Origin of the sequence: Sphingomonas sp. BK580, assembly GCF_014194975.1 — a bacterium.
Taxonomy (GTDB): Bacteria; Pseudomonadota; Alphaproteobacteria; order Sphingomonadales; family Sphingomonadaceae; genus Sphingomonas.
On sequence record NZ_JACIAY010000003.1, the window covers coordinates 12,349 to 32,459 of the forward strand.

19 protein-coding genes are annotated in these 20,111 nt (G+C 71.7%); 7 read left to right on the forward strand and 12 right to left on the reverse strand.

Annotation, left to right across the window (positions count from 1 at the left end):
• Positions 1-16 precede the first annotated feature (16 nt).
• The 3 genes from FHY05_RS06500 to hemB are packed head-to-tail and all read right to left on the reverse strand — an operon-like array spanning position 17 to position 2,069.
• A complete protein-coding gene (locus FHY05_RS06500) occupies positions 17-550 on the reverse strand; it encodes a GNAT family N-acetyltransferase (protein WP_183943595.1) in 534 nt (177 codons plus the stop codon).
• The gene (locus tag FHY05_RS06505) at positions 547-1,080 is read right to left on the reverse strand and encodes a GNAT family N-acetyltransferase (RefSeq protein ID WP_183943596.1); all 534 of its coding nucleotides are present in this window, start codon (positions 1,078-1,080) and stop codon (positions 547-549) included. The genes FHY05_RS06500 and FHY05_RS06505 overlap by 4 nt, the downstream gene beginning before the upstream one ends.
• On the reverse strand, positions 1,077-2,069 hold the full coding sequence (hemB, locus tag FHY05_RS06510) for a porphobilinogen synthase (protein ID WP_183943597.1): 993 nt from the start codon (positions 2,067-2,069) through the stop codon (positions 1,077-1,079). The genes FHY05_RS06505 and hemB overlap by 4 nt, the downstream gene beginning before the upstream one ends.
• A gap of 78 nt (positions 2,070-2,147) precedes the next feature.
• On the opposite strand from hemB, the gene FHY05_RS06515 reads away from it, so the two are divergent.
• The 6 genes from FHY05_RS06515 (at position 2,148) to acs (ending at position 8,645) form a co-directional block, all read left to right on the forward strand.
• Positions 2,148-3,053, forward strand: coding sequence for a diacylglycerol kinase family protein (locus FHY05_RS06515; RefSeq protein ID WP_183943598.1), 906 nt, complete (start codon positions 2,148-2,150; stop codon positions 3,051-3,053).
• 155 nt (positions 3,054-3,208) lie between these two features.
• Positions 3,209-3,775 carry a DUF2199 domain-containing protein gene (locus tag FHY05_RS06520; RefSeq protein ID WP_221191061.1) on the forward strand — a complete coding sequence of 189 codons (567 nt, stop codon included), beginning with the start codon at positions 3,209-3,211 and terminating at the stop codon, positions 3,773-3,775.
• Between the two features lie 86 nt (positions 3,776-3,861).
• A complete protein-coding gene (locus tag FHY05_RS06525) occupies positions 3,862-5,046 on the forward strand; it encodes a MiaB/RimO family radical SAM methylthiotransferase (RefSeq protein ID WP_183943599.1) in 1,185 nt (394 codons plus the stop codon).
• Positions 5,043-5,975 carry a signal recognition particle-docking protein FtsY gene (gene ftsY / locus FHY05_RS06530; protein ID WP_132907957.1) on the forward strand — a complete coding sequence of 311 codons (933 nt, stop codon included), beginning with the start codon at positions 5,043-5,045 and terminating at the stop codon, positions 5,973-5,975. Before FHY05_RS06525 ends, ftsY begins: the two co-directional genes overlap by 4 nt.
• Positions 5,972-6,673 (forward strand): inner membrane-spanning protein YciB, encoded by a 702-nt coding sequence (locus FHY05_RS06535; protein ID WP_183943600.1) that lies wholly within the window; start codon positions 5,972-5,974, stop codon positions 6,671-6,673. Before ftsY ends, FHY05_RS06535 begins: the two co-directional genes overlap by 4 nt.
• Positions 6,674-6,716: 43 nt before the next feature.
• Entirely contained in the window at positions 6,717-8,645 is a 1,929-nt protein-coding gene (acs, locus tag FHY05_RS06540) for an acetate--CoA ligase (RefSeq protein ID WP_183943601.1), read from the forward strand.
• A gap of 185 nt (positions 8,646-8,830) precedes the next feature.
• Here the strand turns inward: acs and asd are convergent, their stop codons facing one another.
• Positions 8,831-9,682 (reverse strand): archaetidylserine decarboxylase, encoded by an 852-nt coding sequence (asd, locus tag FHY05_RS06545; protein WP_183943602.1) that lies wholly within the window; start codon positions 9,680-9,682, stop codon positions 8,831-8,833.
• Between the two features lie 38 nt (positions 9,683-9,720).
• On the opposite strand from asd, the gene FHY05_RS06550 reads away from it, so the two are divergent.
• Positions 9,721-11,376, forward strand: coding sequence for an aminotransferase class III-fold pyridoxal phosphate-dependent enzyme (locus FHY05_RS06550; protein ID WP_183943603.1), 1,656 nt, complete (start codon positions 9,721-9,723; stop codon positions 11,374-11,376).
• 139 nt (positions 11,377-11,515) lie between these two features.
• Here the strand turns inward: FHY05_RS06550 and FHY05_RS06555 are convergent, their stop codons facing one another.
• The 8 genes from FHY05_RS06555 to FHY05_RS06590 all read right to left on the reverse strand — a co-directional run bounded on the left by FHY05_RS06555 (position 11,516) and on the right by FHY05_RS06590 (position 20,031).
• Positions 11,516-12,160 (reverse strand): Mpo1-like protein, encoded by a 645-nt coding sequence (locus tag FHY05_RS06555; protein WP_221191062.1) that lies wholly within the window; start codon positions 12,158-12,160, stop codon positions 11,516-11,518.
• Positions 12,160-12,801 (reverse strand): class I SAM-dependent methyltransferase, encoded by a 642-nt coding sequence (locus FHY05_RS06560; RefSeq protein ID WP_260181282.1) that lies wholly within the window; start codon positions 12,799-12,801, stop codon positions 12,160-12,162. Before FHY05_RS06560 ends, FHY05_RS06555 begins: the two co-directional genes overlap by 1 nt.
• A gap of 300 nt (positions 12,802-13,101) precedes the next feature.
• Entirely contained in the window at positions 13,102-13,650 is a 549-nt protein-coding gene (gene rpsI / locus FHY05_RS06565) for a 30S ribosomal protein S9 (protein ID WP_132907964.1), read from the reverse strand.
• On the reverse strand, positions 13,650-14,129 hold the full coding sequence (gene rplM / locus FHY05_RS06570; protein ID WP_132907965.1) for a 50S ribosomal protein L13: 480 nt from the start codon (positions 14,127-14,129) through the stop codon (positions 13,650-13,652). The genes rpsI and rplM overlap by 1 nt, the downstream gene beginning before the upstream one ends.
• A 149-nt stretch (positions 14,130-14,278) precedes the next feature.
• Positions 14,279-15,319, reverse strand: a complete 1,041-nt coding sequence (locus FHY05_RS06575) for a COX15/CtaA family protein (protein ID WP_183943605.1) — start codon at positions 15,317-15,319, stop codon at positions 14,279-14,281.
• A 1-nt stretch (position 15,320) separates the two neighbouring features.
• The gene (locus tag FHY05_RS06580; protein WP_183943606.1) at positions 15,321-16,073 is read right to left on the reverse strand and encodes a 2OG-Fe(II) oxygenase; all 753 of its coding nucleotides are present in this window, start codon (positions 16,071-16,073) and stop codon (positions 15,321-15,323) included.
• Between the two features lie 58 nt (positions 16,074-16,131).
• The gene (locus tag FHY05_RS06585) at positions 16,132-17,058 is read right to left on the reverse strand and encodes an RcnB family protein (protein WP_260181290.1); all 927 of its coding nucleotides are present in this window, start codon (positions 17,056-17,058) and stop codon (positions 16,132-16,134) included.
• A gap of 90 nt (positions 17,059-17,148) precedes the next feature.
• A complete protein-coding gene (locus FHY05_RS06590) occupies positions 17,149-20,031 on the reverse strand; it encodes a PAS domain-containing protein (RefSeq protein WP_183943607.1) in 2,883 nt (960 codons plus the stop codon).
• Positions 20,032-20,111: the final 80 nt, after the last annotated feature.

Sequence of the window (20,111 nt, forward strand, 5' to 3'; positions counted from 1 at the left end):
GCGCCGCGACCGCGGCTCAGCCACGCGTCGGCCGGGCGATGCGATAGAGCAGATGGCGCCGCAGCGGATCGCCCGCTTCCAGCTCGGGATGGTCGAAGTCGCCGCCGATCACGCGAGTCATGCCCAGCCGCTCCATCAGCAGACGGCTGCGCGTGTTGCCGGGCACCGTCACCGCCGCGATCGTGGGCACGTCGAGATGCTCCCACGCCCACTCGAGGCAGGCAGAGGCGGCCTCATGGGCATAGCCCCTGCCCCAATGCGCGCGGCCGAGCCGCCAGCCGATCTCGACCTCGTCCGCCACCGGGCGCGGCAGCGGCAGCAGCCCGCACAGGCCGATGAAGGTGCGGTCGGCGCGTCGCTCGACCGCCCAGAAGCAATGGCCGTAGCGCGCCTGCGCCGCGGCCATGCGCCGCCACGCGCGGCGGCTCTCGCGCCGCGTCTCGGGCGGGCCGATGTGGCGCATGACTTCGGCGTCCTGCGCCATCGCGTGGAAGGACTCGACGTCCTCGGCGCGCCAGCCGCGCAGCGTGAGCCGCTCGGTCTCGATCATCGCGGCCGGTCGATCGCGTAGGTCACCGTCGCGCGGCGCGGGTCGTTCGCGGCGAAGTCCGGGTGATCGAAGTCACCGCCGGCCAGGCAGGCCATGCCGAGCCGCGCCATGAGGCGTCGGCTTGCCGTATTGCTCGCGGCGGTGATCGCCACCACGCGCGGCTCGTCGCGGCGCGACCACGCCCATTCGAGCCACGCCGCGGCGGCCTCGCGCGCGTAGCCCTGACCCCAGGCGGCGCGCGAGAGCATCCAGCCGATCTCGAGCTCGCCGCGGATCGGCGTGGTCGGCGCCCCCGGCTTGAGCCCGCAGAAGCCGAGCACCGCCCCGTCGTCACGTCGCTCGACCACGCCGAAGCCCAGCCCGGCGTCGGCGCGGTAGCCGGCGTGGCGCGCGATCGCGGCGTCGCTCGCGGCCTCGTCCTTCACCGGCCCGAGCTCCGTCATCACGCGCGGGTCGGCCCACATCGCGTGGAGCGCGGCGCGATCGCGCGGCTCGGCCGGGCGCAGGATCAGGCGCTCGGTGACGATCACGCGCCGAGCAGCCGTGCCGCGTGCACCGCGTGGTAGGTCAGCACGCCCGCGCAGCCCGCGCGTTTGAAGGCCAGCAGCGTCTCGAGCACCATCGCGTCGCGGTCGGCCGCGCCCGCGGCGACCGCGGCCTCGATCATCGCGTACTCGCCCGAGACCTGATAGGCGAACACCGGCACCGCGAAGGCGTCCTTCACCGCGCGCACGATGTCGAGATACGGCAGGCCGGGCTTGACCATCACGCTGTCCGCGCCCTCGGCGAGGTCGAGCGCGACCTCGCGCAGCGCTTCCTCGCGGTTGGAGGGATCCATCTGATAGGTGGTCTTGTCGCCCTTGAGCAGCCCGCGCGTGCCGACCGCGTCGCGGAACGGGCCGTAATAGGCCGAGGCATATTTGGCGGCATAGGCCATGATCTGGACGTTGACGTGCGAGTCCCGCTCCAGCGCGGCGCGGATCGCGCCGACCCGGCCGTCCATCATGTCGCTCGGCGCGATGATGTCGGCGCCCGCGCGCGCCTGATTGAGGCTCTGCCCGACCAGCAGCTCGACCGTGTCGTCGTTGCGGACATAGCCGGCCGCGTCGATCAGGCCGTCGTGGCCGTGCGCCGTATAGGGATCGAGCGCGACGTCGGTGAGGATGCCGATGTCGGGGACGGCGTCCTTGATCGCGCGCGTCGCGCGGCAGATCAGATTGTCGGGGTTGAGCGCCTCGGCACCGTCGTCGCTGCGGCGGTCGCGCGGGGTGTTCGGGAAGAGCGCCAGGCACGGGATACCGAGGTTGTGCGCCTCCTTCGCGCGCGCCACCGCGAGGTCGATCGACCAGCGCGACACGCCCGGCAGCGTGGCGATCGGCTCCTCGACCTGCTCGCCGTCCGTCACGAACATCGGCCAGATCAGGTCGGCCGGGGTGAGGATATGCTCGGCGTGGAGGCGGCGGCTCCAGCCGGCGGCACGGGTGCGGCGCAGGCGCAGCGCGGGATAGGCAGCGTGCATGCCAGCGGCTTTCCCGCAATCGGACGCGCCATGCAAGCGTTACGGCAGCGGAACTGCCGCTCGCGCGTTAGCCCGAGCATGAGAGAGATCCGCTCCGCCGCGCTCGTCGTCAACGCCAAGTCGCGGCGCGGGCGCAAGCTCTTCCGCCGCGCCTGCCGGCGCCTGCGCGAGCTGCCGTTCAAGGTCGAGCCGCACGCGGTGAAAGACCCCAAGCACCTCGATCGCACCGTGCGCAAGGCGCTGGAGAAGAAGCCCGACCTGCTCATCCTCGGGGGTGGCGACGGCACGATCAGCGGGCTGGTCGACCTCATGGTGGGCCACGACGTCGTGCTCGGCGTGCTGCCGCTCGGCACCGCCAACAGCTTCGCGCGCACGCTGGGGCTGCCGCTCGACATCGACGGCGCGATCGAGGTGTTCCGCACCGGCGCGCCGCGGCGGATCGACCTCGGCATGATCGACGACGACTACTTCGCCAATTGCGCGGCGATGGGGCTGAGCCCGCAGATCGCGGAGACGGTCCCGCATCGCCTCAAGAAGGTGGCAGGGCGGCTCGGCTATCTCGGCTGGGCGGGCTATCAGCTGACCCGCTTCCGGCCCTTCACGCTTTACGTCGACGCGGGCGACGGCAAGGGCGAGCAGAGGCTGAAGGCGGTCGAGGTGCGGATCTCCAACGGTCCCTATCACGGCGGTACCTGGCTGGTGGACGAGGCCGCGGTCGATTCGGGCAGGATCGTCGTCCAGGTGGTGAAGGGCCATTACAAGCGCCGGTTGGTGACCAACTGGGCGGCGAGCTGGCTCGGCCGTCCCGAGCGCCACCACGAGGTGGTGACCTTCTCGGGCACGTCGATCCGGGTGCGCAGCGACCCACCGCTGCCGATCTCGATCGACGGCGAGGTGCTGGCGCACACGCCGGTGACCGCGCATGTCGCGGCCGGGGTGATCGAGGTGATGGCGCCGCGGGACTCCTCGCCGCCGCTGTCCTGAAGGTCGCCGCCCCAATGGTCGAGGGCCAGTTCGCTGAGAGGGCGATCGCGCGCTTTATCTCGCCGAGCCGCGGTCTCGCATGACCGGATCCGGTACGGTCGAGAGCCTCCCACCTCATCGGGCGCTCGCTGTCGTCAGCCCCCTGAGGCGAAGCGGTGTACTCGCGCTTTGGCGCACGACGACGAGCTGCTATCGACCCTAGGAACGACTTTGACATCGATCGTGAGCGAGAAGTATACCTGTTCGATCTGCGGCGACGGCCACGCCGGTCTGTTGACCGACGTGGCCTACAAGCTACCCGACGCGGTCTGGTCCATTCGGAAGCCGATCGCGGCGAGGTCGCGCGCTTCAACGACGACCTATGTGAGTTCGGCGAGCGGCGCTTCATCCGGTGCGTGCTCGAGGTTCCGCTGAGTCAGTCCTCCGATCGGTTCGGATGGGGCGCCTGGGCGGAGGTCGATCGGCCGACCTTCGACCGCTACCTCGACATCTTCGACGAGGATGCGACCGCCGAGCCGCGGCGCGACGGCGTGCTGGCGAACGCGCTGCCGCCTTACACCGGCTCGCTGGGCTCCCCGGTGATCATCGCATTCCGCGACCCGGCGACGCGCCCGTCGCTCTTCCTGACGCGCAGGGATGAGAGCCGGCTTGCCCGACACCAGCGTGACGGGATCGATGACGGCCGCTATCACGATATCCTCGCGGCCATCGGGCGGCGCTAGCCCGGCCCGGCCGATCTCTGCTCACCGCCTCACTCCGCCACAGCATAGGGTCGACTTCGACCGCGCCGCCCCCTAGATCGCGCGCCATGTCCGTCGTTTCCCAGCCTGAGGTCGTGACGCTCGGCTGCCGCCTCAACATCGCCGAGAGCGAGGCGATCCGCCAGCTCGCCGGCGCGGGCGTGGCGGTCGTGAACGGCTGCGGCGTGACCAACCAGGCGATGCGCGACACCCGCGCGGCGGTGCGTCGGCTGCGGCGCCGCCTGCCGCACGCCGAACTGGTGGTCACCGGCTGCGCCGCGGAGATGGACCGCGCCGCCTTCGCCGCGATGCCCGAGGTCGATCGTCTGGTCCCGAACGCCGCCAAGCTGCTGCCGGGCAGCTGGGGAAGCGCGCGCGCCAACGCGCCGCGGCCGCGCGCGCAGACCCGCGCCTTCGTCGGCGTGCAGAACGGCTGCGACCATGCCTGCACCTTCTGCGCCATCCCGCAGGGGCGCGGCGCGAGCCGCAGCGACTCGATCGCCGCGATCGTCCCGCGCGTCGCCGCTCTGGTCGAGGCGGGGCAGCGCGAGGTGGTGCTGAGCGGGGTCGATCTCGCCAGCTACGACGATCGCGGGATGGGGCTCGCGGCGCTGGTCGAGCGGCTGCTCGCCGGCGTGCCGGGGCTGGAGCGGGTCCGCCTCTCCTCGCTCGACCCGCACGTGATCGACGACGCGCTGTTCGCGCTGCTCACGCAGGAACCGCGCGTGATGCCGCACGTCCACCTCTCGCTCCAGGCGGGCGACGACCTCGTCCTCAAGCGGATGCGCCGGCGGCATCGCCGCGCCGAGGCGCTCGCGCTCATCGAGCGGCTGCGGGCAGCACGACCCGAAATGGCGATCGGCGCCGACCTGATCGCGGGCTTTCCGACCGAGGACGAGGCGATGTTCGCCAACACGCTCGCCATCGTCGAGCAGGCCGACATCACCCACGCGCACGTGTTCCCCTACTCGCCGCGCGCGGGCACGCCCGCGGCACGCATGCCGCAGGTCGAGCCCGAGGTAGCGCGCGCCCGCGCCGCCACCTTGCGCGCCGCCTCGGCCGCGCGGCTCGCACGCCGCCTCGCGCGCCAGGTCGGCACGGTGCAGCGCGTGCTGGTCGAGCGCCCCGGCGACCGCGGCCACGCCCCCGATTTCAGCGAGGTCCGCCTCGCCGCCCCCCTCCCTCTCGGCAGCGTGCACGACGTCGCGATCGTCGCCGCCGCGCCCGACCATCTCACCGGAACCATCGCATGAGCACGAGCTGGCACGACAAGCTGCTGGGCGGCTTCCGCCGCACCTCCGACCGGCTGGTCGGCAACCTCGCCGGCCTCGGCGGCGCTCGGCTCGAGGAGCATACGCTCGACGAGGTCGAGGAGGCGCTGATCGGCTCCGACCTCGGCCCGGAGACCGCGGGCCGGGTCCGCGCGCGGCTCGCCGAGGGCACGTTCGAGCGCAACATGGAGGAGCTCGGCATCCGCCTCGTCGTCGCCGAGGAGGTGGAGAAGGTGCTGGCGCAGGTCGCCAAGCCGCTCGGCATCGACGCTTTTCCCCGCCCGCAGGTGGTGCTGGTGATCGGCGTCAACGGCTCGGGCAAGACCACCACGATCGCCAAGCTGGCGCACCTGTTCCTCGAGCAGGACTATCAGGTGATGCTCGCCGCGGGTGACACCTTCCGCGCCGCCGCGATCGGCCAGCTGCGCACCTGGGCGGAGCGGATCGGCGTGCCGATCGTCACCGGCCCGGAGGGCGGCGACGCCGCCGGGATCGTGTGGGACGCGGTGAAGAAGGCGACCGAGATCGGCACCGACGTGCTGATCGTCGACACCGCCGGCCGGCTCCAGAACAAGCGCGAGCTGATGGACGAGCTCGCCAAGATCCGGCGCGTGCTCGGCCGGCTCAACCCCGCCGCGCCGCACGACGTGCTGCTGGTGCTCGACGCCACCACCGGGCAGAACGCGCTCAACCAGATCGAGGTGTTCAAGGAGGTGGCGGGCGTCACCGGGCTCGTCATGACCAAGCTCGACGGCACCGCGCGCGGCGGCGTGCTGGTGGCCGCGGCGGAGCGCTACGGCCTGCCGATCCACGCCATCGGCGTCGGCGAGCAGATGGACGACCTGCGCCCGTTCGACGCGCGCGAGGTCAGCCGCATCATCGCCGGGGTCGACACGGGGCCGCGCAAGTGACCGCGACGCCGAAGGAGTCGGCGGGCGCGCGCGCTCTGGTCGATTACGGCCCGCTGGCGGTGTTCTTCGCGGTCAACTTCCTGCTGCCGGGCGAGAGCGCGCGGCGGCTCGTCGCCGCGGTGACGCCCGCGCTGTCCGACCTCACCCGCGTCGAGGCGCTGCTGCTCGCGCGCGTGATCGTCGCCACCGCCGCCTTCGTGCTGGCGAGCGTGGTCGCGCTGGTGATCGCCAAGGCCAAGCTCGGGCGCGTGCCGCCGATGCTGCTGATCTCGGCCGGGCTGGTGATCGTGTTCGGCGGGCTGACGATGTATTTCCGCGACCCGCGCTTCATCCAGACCAAGCCGACGATCGTCTACGCGCTGCTGGCGGCCACGCTGGGCTTCGGTGCGGCAACGGGGCGGCCGCTGCTCCAGCAGCTGATGGGGTCGAGCTACCCCGGGCTGAGCGAGCGCGGATGGCACCGGCTGACGCTCAACTGGGTGTGGTTCTTCGTCGCCATGGCGTTCGCCAACGAGGCGGTGTGGCGCGGCGCCGCGGCCACGTTCGGCGCGCAGCGCGGCTGGGACCTGTGGGCGATCTACAAGGTATGGGTGGTCATCCCGGTGACGATGCTGTTCGCGGTGGCCAACGTGCCCATGCTGATGCGTCACGGGCTTAATCTTGGCGACGAGACGCCGCCGGTACCGCCCGAGGGCTGAGCCCGGCGCGACGACGACGAGGATCGAGGAGAGAGAACGAGCGATGAGCGAGACGTGTCACCCCGCGCCGGCGGGCCTGCCCGACAGCATCGACCGCGCCGGCTATGAGGAGGCCTATCGCCGCTCGGTCGCCGATCCGGAGGGCTATTGGCGCGACGAGGCGCGGCGGGTCGACTGGATCACGCCCTTCACCCAGGTGAAGGACACGTCGTTCGACGAGGCCGACTTCCGCATCCGCTGGTACGCCGACGGCGCGCTCAACGTCTCGGTCAACTGCGTCGACCGCCATCTCGCCACGCGCGGCGACCAGGTCGCGATCGTGTGGGAGGGCGACGAGCCCGGTGAGACCCGCACGCTCACCTATCGCGAGCTGCACCGCGACATGTGCCGCTTCGCGAACGTGCTCAAGTCGCTCGGCGTGCGCCGCGGCGACCGGGTGACGCTCTACCTGCCGATGATCGCCGAGGCCGCCGCGGCGATGCTGGCCTGCACGCGCATCGGCGCGATCCACTCGATCGTGTTCGGCGGCTTCTCCCCCGACAGCCTCGCCAACCGGATCCAGGACTGCGACTCCCGGATCGTCATCACCGCCGACGAGGGCTGCCGCGGCGGCAAGCGCATCCCGCTCAAGGCCAACGTCGACAAGGCGGTGGCGCACTGCCCCGGCGTCGAGCACGTGCTGGTGATCCGCCGTACCGGCGGCGACGTCGCGATGACCGCGGGCCGCGACGTCTGGCTCCACGACGCGCTCGAGGGCGTTGACGACGATTGCGCGCCCGAGCCGATGGGCGCCGAGGACCCGCTGTTCATCCTCTATACCTCGGGCTCGACCGGCAAGCCCAAGGGCGTGCTCCACACCACCGGCGGGTACCTCGTCTGGGTCGCCAAGACCTTCAAGGAGGTGTTCGACTATCGCGACGGCGAGGTGTTCTGGTGCACCGCCGACATCGGCTGGGTCACCGGGCACAGTTATGTCGTCTACGGCCCGCTCGCCAACGGCGCCACCACCGTGATGTTCGACGGTGTGCCCAACTACCCCGACCACGGCCGGCTGTGGGAGACGGTCGACCGGCTCGGCGTCAATATCCTCTACACCGCGCCGACCGCGATCCGCGCGCTGATGCGCGAGGGTGACGATTGGGTGACGCGCCACAGCCGCGCCTCGCTGCGGCTGCTCGGCAGCGTCGGCGAGCCGATCAACCCCGAGGCGTGGAACTGGTACCACCGCGTCGTCGGCGGCTCGCGCTGCCCGGTGGTGGACACGTGGTGGCAGACCGAGACCGGCGGCATCCTGATCTCGCCGCTGCCCTATGCCACCGATCTCAAGCCCGGCTCGGCGACCAGGCCGCTGCCCGGCGTCCAGCCGCAGATCGTCGACGCGGAGGGCAAGGTGCTCGAGGGGGCGACCGAGGGCAACCTCTGCCTGATCGACAGCTGGCCGGGGCAGATGCGCACCGTGTGGAACGACCACGAGCGCTTCTTCCAGACCTATTTCACCACCTATCCCGGCAAATATTTCACCGGCGACGGCTGCCGCCGCGACGCCGACGGCTATTACTGGATCACCGGCCGCGTCGACGACGTCATCAACGTCAGCGGCCATCGCATGGGCACCGCCGAGGTGGAGAGCGCGCTGGTGGCGCATGCCAGCGTCGCCGAAGCCGCGGTGGTGGGCATGCCGCACGAGGTGAAAGGCCAGGGCATCTACGCTTTCGTCACGCTCAACGCGGGCGAGCAGCCGTCCGACGAACTGCGCGCGGCGCTGCGGCAGTGGGTGCGCGAGGAGATCGGGCCGATCGCCACGCCCGACGCGCTGCAGTTCGCGCCGGGGCTGCCCAAGACTCGCTCGGGCAAGATCATGCGCCGCATCCTGCGCAAGATCGCGGAGAACGATCTCGGGGCGCTGGGCGACACCTCGACGCTGGCGGACCCGTCGGTGGTGGACGCGCTGGTGGCGGATCGGGTGGGGTGAAGGTCGGCGGGATAGCTGGGCGTCTGTCCTTCTCCCGCCTGCCTCTTCTGGCGTCATCCTGAGCTCGTTTGCGGCGTCACCGGCCCGCGCACGCTCGAGCCTCTGAGTGCGCGGCACCGTGGATCCCGAGGCGAGCGCCGACGACCGCGGCAGGAAAAGCTAGGGCGGCAAATAGCCCCTCCCCCTCACCAGTCGGCCAGCACCTGCCCCGCGCGGATCGTGTCGCCCAGCCGCAGCCCGTCGCGCAGCCGCGCCGCGTGCGGCAGGAACAGCAGGATGGTCGAGCCGTGCTCGAACCAGCCCATCTCGTCGCCTTTCCCGATCCGCGCGTCGCAGGCCACGCGCGCGCTGCCCTGCTCGCGCAGCACGGTCTCGACGTCGAGGAAGCCGAGCCGGATGCTCGCCACCAGGATCGCCGCGACCGGCACCAGCAGCAGCGGCCGCCCGCCCGCGCTGACCTCGATCACCGCGCGCTCGTTGCGGCAGAAGAGCTGCTCCACCCGGCGTAGCGCGATCGGGTTCACGTTCCAGCAGTCGCCCGAGAGATAGGTCACGCCCTCCACCGTCAGATCGGCCGGCGCGTGGAAGCGGTGGTACATCGCCGCGGTCAGCCGCAGCGTCACGTACCAGCCGTCGCGGAAGCGATCGACCAGCGCGGGGTCCGGGACGAGATCGCCCAGCCGATAGGGGAAGCCCTTGACCTGATAGACGCGGTCGCCCTCGATCCGGCCGTGCGCGCCGAGGATGGCATCGCACGGGCTCGCCAACGTCGCCGGGTCACGGTCATAGGCGCGCGCGCCGGGGCGCAATCGGCGGACGAAACCGTCGCGCAGCGAGCGAAACTCGGTGGTCGCAGCGTCGGAGAGGTCGACGTCGGAGAAGAAGCGCCATGCCGCCAGCGCGGGCCGCGCCACCAGCGGGTGCTCCACCGCGGCGATGCGGCCGACCAGCGCGGTCGCCCAGCGCCGCGGAATGCGGTTCGTCAGCAGGAAGTTGAGATCCTCCTGCAGCAGCAGACGGAGGAAAGCCGAGCGCATTGTCACACCTGCGTCATCGTGAGGGTCTGTGGGGAGGCATGGAGAAGAAGACGTTCGTCGCGGTGGCCGGCGCGGTCGCCACCACCGTGTTCGCGGTCAGCAAGGCGCGCGAGCGGCTGCGCCTGTCGCGCGCCAAACATCCCTCGCTCGGCGGGCACGTCCGCATGGCCAAGCGGGTGGCGGGCCAGATCCCTTACTACAGCCACCCGGAGGAACGCTTCTTCCGCGCCGACGGCTGCGACGACGCGGTCGCCGCGCGGCGGCGCGACGGCTTCCGCCGGTTGAGCGAGCGCTACGCCGAACGCTTCCCGAAGACGCTGGCGCTCACCGCGGAGACGCGTGCGGGACTCTCCGACCTGCAGTTCACCGGCCGCTACCGAGTCCCGTTCCCCTTCGCCGAGGTGGTGCGCGCCAAGCTGCCGACGGGCGCCTTCGTCGAGCGGACCGAGGGCGCGTGGCTGATCGACCTCGACGGCAACCGCCTGATCGACTGCACCGGCTCGTACGGCGTCAACCTGTTCGGCAATGACTTCTACAAGGAGACGCTGCGCGAGGCAGTCGCCACCGCCGAGCCGCTCGGCGCCTTGCTCGGCGCCTACCACCCGGTCGTGGCCGACAACGTCCGCCGGCTGCGCGCCCTGTCGGGGCACGACGAGGTGTCGTTCCATATGTCGGGCACGGAGGCGGTGATGCAGGCGGTGCGGCTGGCGCGCTATCACACCGGCAAGCGCCGGCTGGTGCGCTTCGCCGGCGCCTATCACGGCTGGTGGGGCGACGTGCAGCCCGGCATCGGCAACCCCGTCCCCGCCGACCACACGCTGACGCTCGCCGAGATGCGTGAGGAGACGCTGCGCGTGCTCGCCACCCGGCAGGACATCGCCTGCGTGCTGGTCAACCCGCTCCAGGCGCTCCACCCCAATGCGGGCGCGCCGTCGGACAGCCAGCTGGTCGACAGCGCGCGCCGCGCCGGCGCCGACCTCGACGGCTATGCGCGCTGGCTCCACCGCCTCGCCGAGACCTGCCGCGCCAACGGCATCGTCCTGATCGCGGACGAGGTGTTCGTCGGCTTCCGGCTCGCGCCGGGCAGTCTGCTCCGCCGCGTCGGGGTCGAGCCCGACCTGATCACCTGGGGCAAGACGCTGGGGGGCGGGCTGCCGGTCGGCGTGCTCACCGGGCGCGCCGCGCTGATGAAGCGCTGGCGCGACGACCGCCCGGTCGACATCTGCTTCGCGCGCGGCACCTTCAACGCGCATCCCTATGTGATGGCGGCGATGGACTCGTTCCTGCGCCGGCTCGAGACGCGCCCGGTGCAGGCGCTGTACGACGGGCTCGACGCCCGCTGGGACGCGCGCGCGGCGCAGCTCAACGCCGCCCTCGCCGCCGAGGACCTGCCGGTCGCGGTCGCCAACCTCTCGACGATCTGGACCGTGCTGTACGCGCGGCCGTCGCGCTACAATTGGATGCTGCAATACTACCTCCGCGCCGAGGGGCTGGCGCTGAGCTGGGTCGGCACCGGGCGGCTGATCTTCAGCCTCGACGTGGACGAGGCCCTGTTCGACGAGATCGTCCGTCGCTTCGTCGCCGCCGCGCGCGCGATGCAGGCGGACGGCTGGTGGAGCGGGCCTGCGGTCAGCGACAGGCAGCTGCGGCGAATGGCGCTGCGCGAGTCGCTGCGGGCGCGGCTGAGGCGGTGAAACGCTGCTGCTGACCGTTCCCCGGCGAAGGCCGGGGCGCAGCTGGGAAGGCCGTAGTGGGTCTCACCAGCGTACCCCAACTGGACCCCGGCTTCCGCCGGGGAACAGTCAGGAGCAGCAGAAGTCGCCCCTAACAGCCTCACGCCGCGGCGTGGTGATCCTCGCTGCGCTCGCCCTTGAGCAGCCGCGCGGGCGCGGTGCGATAGAGGCGGAAGTCGCTGAACGGATCGGTGACGATCTTGGTCGCCCAGACGATCCCCGTCTCCAGGTCACGCTCGATCCACAGCTGCGTCACGCGGAACAGGATCGCCGCCACGCCGAAGCACAGCCAGCCGAACCCGACGTGCCGGAGAAAGTCGAGCGCCGTGTCCGGCCGCTCGAGCAGCCCGAACAGCGTCGGCTCGGCCGCGAGCACCAGCGGGATCGCCAGCCACAGCCCCATCAGGACGTACTTCCGCGTGAGATTGTAGCCGACCTTGACCTCTTCCTTATACTCGTGGCTGACCCCGTTCTCGTGGTCGTAGTCCTTGGGCTCGAAGAAGAAATGACCGGCCTGGCGGCTCGTCATCGCGACTCCCCAGGCGAGCAGGCTCGCCAGCGCGGCGTCGACGAACAGCAGTGCGTAGGCCACCAGGAAGGTGCACGCGCTGACGAAGTGCAGGCTCTGGTTGACCAGATTGTGGTGGTAGAAGCGATGGTCGTCCCAGCGCTGCTCCTTCAGCTGCGCGCGGAAGCCGGGATTTCCCTGCTCGTCCTCGAAGCGGAGCTTGCGGATCGTCGGCATCACTGGTCCTCCCGGTCGAGCTTGGCGATTCGCACCAGCGAGAAATGGCCGAGCGGCGGGATCTCGCGGCGCTCGATCAGCGCGACATCCTCGCGCCGCGCGATCCAGTCGGCGTAGAGCGCGAAGGGGAAGTCGGTGCGGAAGCCGAGCCGGCTGGTCACCGGCATCAGCGTCTTCTCGATCGTACCGCGCATGCCCTTCTCGGCGCCGACGCGCGTGGTGATGATGATCTCGCCGCCCGGCCGACAGACGCGCGCGAACTCGTCGAGCGCGCGCGCCGGGTTGGCGACGGCGCTGACCACATATTGCGCGACCACCACGTCGAACGACTGGTCCTCGAAGTCGAGCGCCTCGGCGTCGCCGACGCGGATCGCGTCGACGTTGTGGAGGTTCTGCCGGCGGACGCGCGCGCGTGCCTTGTCGAGCATGTCCTCGGAGATATCGATCCCGGTCACCCGACTGGTGCGCGCGTAGCCCGGCAGCGATATGCCGGTGCCGACCCCCACCTCGAGGATGCGGCCGCCGATCCGGTCGGCCGCGCGGATCGCGCTGGCGCGGCCCTGGCGGAAGACGGGCCCGAACACCAGGTCGTAGATCGGGGCCCAGCGATCATAGGCCTGGGCGACCCCGGCCGTCGTCATCACTGCTGTCATGTCAGCGCATTACCTTCGTTGGACCCTCTGTCGGGCGACGGTGATGTCCGACCTCTCTCCACTTGTTGCGTGTCAGCTTGACGACGGATCGGTGACGCGCGCTGTCACGCCGCTGTTACGGAAGTGACATGCGCCGGATGCGGAAAGGGCGGCCCGTCGCCGGACCGCCCTTTCTGTTCTTCTCCCGTCGCACCGTGTTCCCGTGCACGCAGGAGCCCGGGGCGACGAAGGCTGGTGCGCGCGGCCTCGGGCCCCTGCGTGCGCAGGAGCACCGGGCCACGCCGCCGCTTAGCGCTTCGAGAACTGGAAGCTGCGACGCGCCTTGGCGCGGCCGTACTTCTTGCGCTCGACGACGCGGCTGTCGCGCGTGAGGAAGCCCGCCGCCTTCACCGGCGCGCGCAGCACCGGCTCATACTTGGTGATCGCCTGGCTGATGCCGTGCTTCACCGCGCCGGCCTGGCCCGAGAGACCGCCGCCCTTGACGGTGCAGACCACGTCATACTGGCCCTCGCGCTCGGTGATCCCGAACACCTGGTTGATGACGAGACGCAGCGTCGGACGCGCGAAATAGATCTCCTGGTCACGACCGTTGATCGTGATCTTGCCCGAGCCCGGCTTGAGCCACACGCGGGCGACCGCGTCCTTGCGGCGGCCGGTGGCATAGGCGCGACCCTGCTTGTCGAGCTCCTGCGCGCGCAGCGGGGCGCGCTGGACCGGCTCGTCGATGCTGCCGGCGAGATAAGCCTCGGCCGAGGCGTCGGCGGCGTCGGTCTGGACCTCGCGCTGCTGCTGGAGCGCCGCGCCGAGATCGGAGAGGGACTGGCGGTTGTCGGACATTATGCGCCCACCTTGTTCTTGCGGTTCATGCCGGCGATGTCGAGCACCGCGGGGTTCTGCGCCTCATGCGGGTGCTCGGTGCCCTTGTAGATGCGCAGGTTGCGCATCTGCTGGCGACCCAGCGGGCCGCGCGGGATCATCCGCTCGACCGCCTTCTCGAGCACGCGCTCGGGGAAGCGCCCCTCGAGCACCTTGGCCGCGGTGACGCCCTTGATGCCGCCGGCGTAGCCGGTGTGCTTGTAATAGACCTTGTCGCCCAGCTTGTTGCCGGTGAAGCGCACCTTGTCGGCGTTGATCACGATGACATTGTCACCGCAGTCGACGTGCGGGGTGAAGCTGGTCTTGTGCTTGCCGCGCAGCACGTTGGCGATCACCACCGCGGCGCGACCGACCACCAGGCCGTCGGCATCGACGATGTGCCACTTCTTCTCCACCTCGTGCGGCTTGGCCGCCTTGGTGGTCTTCATCAGCGCCTTCATGGTGCCTGTGACCTCTGTTCGCGTTCGAATAGAAAAGACGCGCCGCCCCGCCGGGCGTGCGCGCCGATGAGGCGGCAATGCCGCCCCCACCCCGCGAAGTCAAGGTTTCCGCCACTTTGTCGACGGGTATTGTGATACCCGAGGCCTGATCAGGCGCGGTTGCGGCTCACCCCGTGCGCCGCCACCACCGCCGCGATCAGCAGCAGCGCGGCATTCGCCTGATGCGCCACCGCGATCGGCAGCTCGACACCGCTGAGCAACGTGGCGATGCCGAGCGCCACCTGTGCGACCACCAACAGCGTCACCGCCGCGGCGGCGCGGTAGACGCGCACCTGTCGCGCTCGATGCGCCAGCAACAGCAGCCCCACCGCGGCGACGAAGGCGAACCATCGATGGATGAACTGCACCACGATCGGGTTGTCGACCGCGTTGCGCCACGCCGGCGCGACCATCGGCGTACCCGCCGGGAACAGCGCGTCGCCCATCAGCGGCCAGCTCGCGAAAGCATAGCCCGCGTCGAGCCCCGCGGTGAAGGCGCCGAACACGATCTGCACCGCGAGCAGCGCCAGCGCCAGCGCGGGCACCGCGCGCAACGGCGCCGGTCGCGCGAGCGGGTTGTCGGCGAGCGCGACCAGGTCGCGCGCGGTCCAGACGATGCCGGAGAGGATGAACAGGGCCGTGCCGAGATGCACCGCGAGCCGCACGTGGCTGACGTCGGTCCGCACCGAGAGGCCCGAGGCGACCATCCACCAGCCGATCGCGCCCTGCAGCCCGCCGAGCGCGAGCAGCGCGCCGAGCCGCCAGCCATAGCCGCGCGGCACCTGGCGCTTCGCCGCGAACCACAGCAAGGGCAGCGCGAACGCCAGTCCGATCACGCGGCCGAGCAGTCGGTGCGCATATTCCCAGAAGAAGATCGCCTTGAAGCCATCGAGCGTCATGCCGCGGTTGAGCTGCTGATACTCGGGGATGCGCTGGTAGTTGGCGAACTCGGCCTGCCATTGCGCGGTGGTGAGCGGCGGGATCACGCCCGAGATCGGCTTCCACTCGGTGATCGACAGCCCGGACTCGGTCAGCCGCGTGACGCCGCCGACCACCACCATCGCGACGATCAGCGCGGCGACGCAGTAGAGCCAGCGCGCGATCGCGCGCGGGCGGGTGCTGAGCGAGAAACCGGGGCTGGCCTGAAGCATGTCACCGCTTAGCAGAGGCGGGCGCGCCCGTCGACGCTGCGGCGGCGGCCGCGGCAGCCTCCGCCGCCGCGCGCGCGGCGCGGCCCCAGGGCTCCTCGCGAAACCACTTGGTGACGACGTATTTGGTGCCCTCGACGACCGCCATGCCCTCGTGCAGCGTGGCGGTGTTGGGGCTGCCGTCCGGGTTCATGTTGTCCCAGGCGAGCAGCATCCCGCGGCGCGGCGCCACGCGCAGGCCGCCCTGCGGGAACCAGGTCGCGCCGCCCTCCTCCACCGCGTTCAGGTAGATCATCGCGGTGAAGGTGCGCTGCCCCCCGTTCTCACGCATCCGCGGCCAGTAGCTCTCGCCCTCGTGGAAGTAATCGTGGTGGGTGCGGAACAGCTGGCCTGGGGCATAGCGCTGCCCCTGCATCGTCTCGCCGTAGTCGGGGGCGATGCCGAGCAGCGCGGCGATCGACTCGTCGACCTGTCGGATGCCCTCGGCGAACCGGTCCATGTCGCAGCTCTCGCTGGTACGATTGCTCGGGTCGCCGCGGTCGCTCAGCAGCGACGACGGGCGGCGGTTCGAGTCGATCACCTGGATGAGCCAGTCGCACCACGCCTGGTCGAGGAAGTCGAGGCAGCGCCACGCCGCGACCCTGTCGCTCGGCAGGCGCTGCATGCGGGGATCGGCGTCGAGCTTGGCGGCCACCGCCGCGCCGATCGCGGCGCGCGCGGCGGAGGGGCCGCCCGGGGGAAGGGTCGTCAGTGCCATGCCGGGTCCATCGCGCGGCGCGGGGCGGCGCGCAAGCCGCCCCGCGTCCCCGCTCGCCTTACCAGAAGATGTCGTAGATCACGTCCACCACCTGCCCGCTGTCGAGGTCGACCAGCAGCGCGTCGTCGTAGTAGCGCACCCAGCGGTACGGGCCGTAGGCGTCGGGCAGGCGATACGCGTAGGGATCGTCGATCCAGTAGCTGCGCGCGAACAAGGTCGGCGCGATCCGCACGCCGATGCCGAAGCGCGTGTAGCCGCCGCCCCAGCCGTAGGGCGCGTAATAGCGCGGCAGGCGGTAAGCGGAGCGGTTGCTGCTGCGATAGCCGCTCCAATCGTAGCGCTGGTCGCGGCGCCAGTCGCGGTTCCAGCGCGCGCGGTCGTCGCGGCCGCCCCAGCCTCCACCGAAGCCGCCGTCACCGCCGCCGCCCCAGGCGTGGTTGCCGCGGTCGCGCCGCTGCCACGCGCCATCGTCCCGGTCGCGCCGTTCCCAGGCGCCGTCGCGGCGCGTGCTGCGCCAGTCGCCGTCCGCGCGGGGGCGCACGTCGTCGCGGCGGTCCCATCCGGGTGAACGGTCGCGACCGCTGCGCCACTCGGCACGCGAGCGGTCGACGTCGCCGCGGCCTCCGCTCGGCGCGGCACCATAGCTCCACCCGCCGGGCCGCGCGTCGGGGCGCGGCACCGGCGCCGGCGCCGGCGCCGGCGCGGGAGGGGCGCCCCAGCCGGCACGGTCGCCACCGCGCCCGCCGCTGCCGGGGTCGCGCCGACCCCGGCCGCCGGTGTCGACGTGCTCGGGACGGTCGGGCCGGTTCCACTCGCCCCGCGGCCCCGGCGCCTGCGGCCCAGGCCCGCGCGGCACGTCGCCGCGCGCTTCGACCCGCGCCTGCATGCGCGCGCGCATCGCGTCGCGTAGCGTGCCCTGCTGCGCCGACGCCGCCGGCAACAGCCCGGCGCTCGCCAGCAGTCCCACCACCAACGCCTTGATCATGGCTTCCACTCTCGCTCGCCGGCGCACCAGCCGGCCCCATCATGCGCACGGTCTAGCGCGTGATGGTAGAATGATCGCTGAACCGGCGAGTCAGCCTTGGGACAGCTCGGCGGGCGCGAGCAGCGCGGCAAGCCGCTCGACGAGCTGGGCGCGCGTGTAGGGCTTGCGGATCACCTGCGGCGCGGGAACGTCGGCGAGTTCCTCCGCGTCGGCGTAGCCGGTGACGAACAGCACCGGCAGCGTCGGCCGCCGCTGGCGCGCGCGCCGCGCGAACTCGATTCCCGTCATCAGCGGCATCGCCACGTCCGCGACCACCGCCTCGATCGCGGGATCGGCGTCGAGCGCGTCGAGCGCGGCGGTGCCGTCCGCCGCCTCGACCACGCCGCAGCCGGCGTCACGCAGCGCGGCGGCGGTGATCTCGCGCACGCGGTCCTCGTCGTCGAGCACCAGCACACGGCGTCCCGCCACCGAGCCGCCGGCGCCGCGCTCCTCGCGTCGCGCCGCCTCCTCCGGCGCCGCCGTCGCACGCGGCAGATAGACCGAGACGCGGGTCCCCTCGCCCGGCGCGGTGTCGATCCGCACCCCGCCGCCCGATTGCTTGGCGAAGCCGAACACCTGCGCCAGCCCCAGCCCCGACCCCTTGCCCACCTCCTTGGTGGTGAAGAAGGGCTCGAACGCGCGCGCCAGCACCTCGGGCGTCATGCCCGTGCCGGTGTCGCTCACCGCGACCCGGACGTAATCGCCGGCAGACGGCTCCTCCGGCCGCACCGGGGCACCGAGCGTGACATTGGCGGTGCTCACCCGCAGCGTCCCGCCCCCCGGCATGGCGTCGCGCGCGTTGATCGCGAGATTGAGCAGGATCAATTCGAGCTGGGTCGGGTCGACCATCGCCGGCCACGGCGTGGCACACACCGCCGCCTCGATCGCGATCGACCGCCCGAGCGTGCTCTCGAGCAGCGGGACCAGGCCGGTCACCGCGGCGTTGAGGTCGACCACCTTGGCCTCGAGCCGCTGGCGGCGCGAGAAGGCGAGCAACTGCGCCGTCAGCGTGGCGCCGCGCTCGGCCGCGGCGCGGACGTGATCGAGCTGCTCGAGCGCGCGCGGGGTCAGCGGACCGCGTGCGGCGGCGCGCGACACCATCTCGACGTTGCCGAGCACCACGGTGAGCAGGTTGTTGAAGTCGTGCGCCACGCCCGAGGTGAGCTGGCCGACCGCCTCGAGCCGCTGGAGCTGGTGGAGCGTCTCCTCCACCTTCTCGCGCTCGGCGATCTGGCGGGTCAGCTCGGCGGTGCGCTCCTCCACCCGCGCCTCGAGCCGCTCGCCGGCGAGATGCGCCTCGGTGACGTCGATCGCGCAGCCGACATAGCCGAGGAAGCTGCCGTCCAGGAAGCGCGGTCGCGCCTCGGCATGGACCCAGCGCTCGCCGGCCGCGCGGGTGAGCAGGCGATAGTCGCCGCTGAGCGGGTCGCGCGCGCGCTGCCGCTCGACCAGCCGCCGTGCCGCGGACGCGCGCAGCTCGCTCGGCAGCAGCGAGAGCCAGCCGCCTGCCACCACCGCGTCGGGGGCGACGCCGAGGATCGTGCGGAAGCCCTCGCTGGCGAAGGTGAGGTTGAGCTCGGCGTCGGTCAGCCACACCAGCGCGGGCAGGCTGTCGGCGAGCATGCGGAAGCGCGCCTCGCTCTCGCGCAGCGCGTCGGCCTCGCGCTTGCGCGCGGTCACGTCGATCACGGTGCCGATCGCGCGCACGCAGCGCTCGCCCTCGAACAGCCCGAGCCCGCGGACCGCTAGCCAGCGGAACGACCCGTCGGGTGCCGGGCAGGTGCGATATTCGATGTCGTAGCGCGCGCGACGCGCCGGATCGATCGTGGCGAGGAACGCCTGGCGCACGCGCGGCCGGTCCTCCGGATGGAGCAAGGCAGCGAACTCAGCGAGCGACTGCGCCGGGCCCGGCGCGATGCCGTACATCGCCCAGGTCCGCGGCGAGCAGGAGAAGCGGTCGGCGGCGAGGTCATAGTCCCAGGTGCCGATCTCGCCCGCCTCGGTGGCGAGCTCGAGCGAGTCGCGGCTCAGCGCCAGCGCGCTCTCGGCGCGGTGCCGCTCGGTGACGTCGGTGCCCTCGACGAACACCGCGGTGACCGCTCCGTCCGCGTCGGTGACCGGCTGGAGGATGAAATCGAGCCGCCGCTCCTCGCTGCCGCCGTCGTCGCGCGGCAGCAGCAGCGGCACCTCGGTCCCGCGATAGGGTCGCCGCGTCGCGACCACGCCGTCGAGCTTGTCGATGAGCCCGCGCTGCGCCACCTCGGGCACCGCCTCGGCGAGCGCGCGGCCGACCACGTCGCGCCCGCCGACCAGCCGGCGGTAGGACGCGTTGGCGAGCTCGACGACATGGCCGGGCTGGCGCAGCACCGCGATGAAGCCGGGCGCCTGGTCGAACATCTCGCGCAGCCGCTCGCGGTCCTCCGCCATCGCCCGCGCGGCACGCACCCGCGCCGTGGTCTCCGAGACGATGCACAGCACCCCGCCGACGCCGCCGTCCGCCAGCGGCACCGGCGAGTAGCTCACGTCGAAATAGACCGTCTCGCCCAGCCCGCCGCGCTCGATGTAGAACGGGCGGTCCTTGGCGGCGAAGGTCTCGCCGCTGGTGCGCACGTGCGCGAGCAGCGGTTCGAGATCGTCCCACAGCTCGCTCCACGACTCGTGCGCCGGGCGGCCCAGCGCGCGCGGGTGCTTGGCGCCGATCGTCGGCGCATAGGCGTCGTTGTAGAGCGCGACGTAGTCGGCTCCCCAGAACAGCACGATCTCGACTCGCGCGGGCAAGGCCAGCGCCAGCGCGTTGCGCAACTCCGCGGGCCAGCCGGCGATCGGGCCTAGCGGCGAGGATGACCAGTCGTGCGCCAGGATCCGCTGGCCCATCTCGCCGCCGTGCGCGAACAATAAAGTCGGGTCGCTCGCCGAGGTTAGCGGTTGGTTCATCGCGTCGGCCAGCCTAGCGCGCTGCGGCGACTGAGAGAAGTTAAGATGCGCCGGGTGGTGAGGCGGCGCGCGGGCCGCTA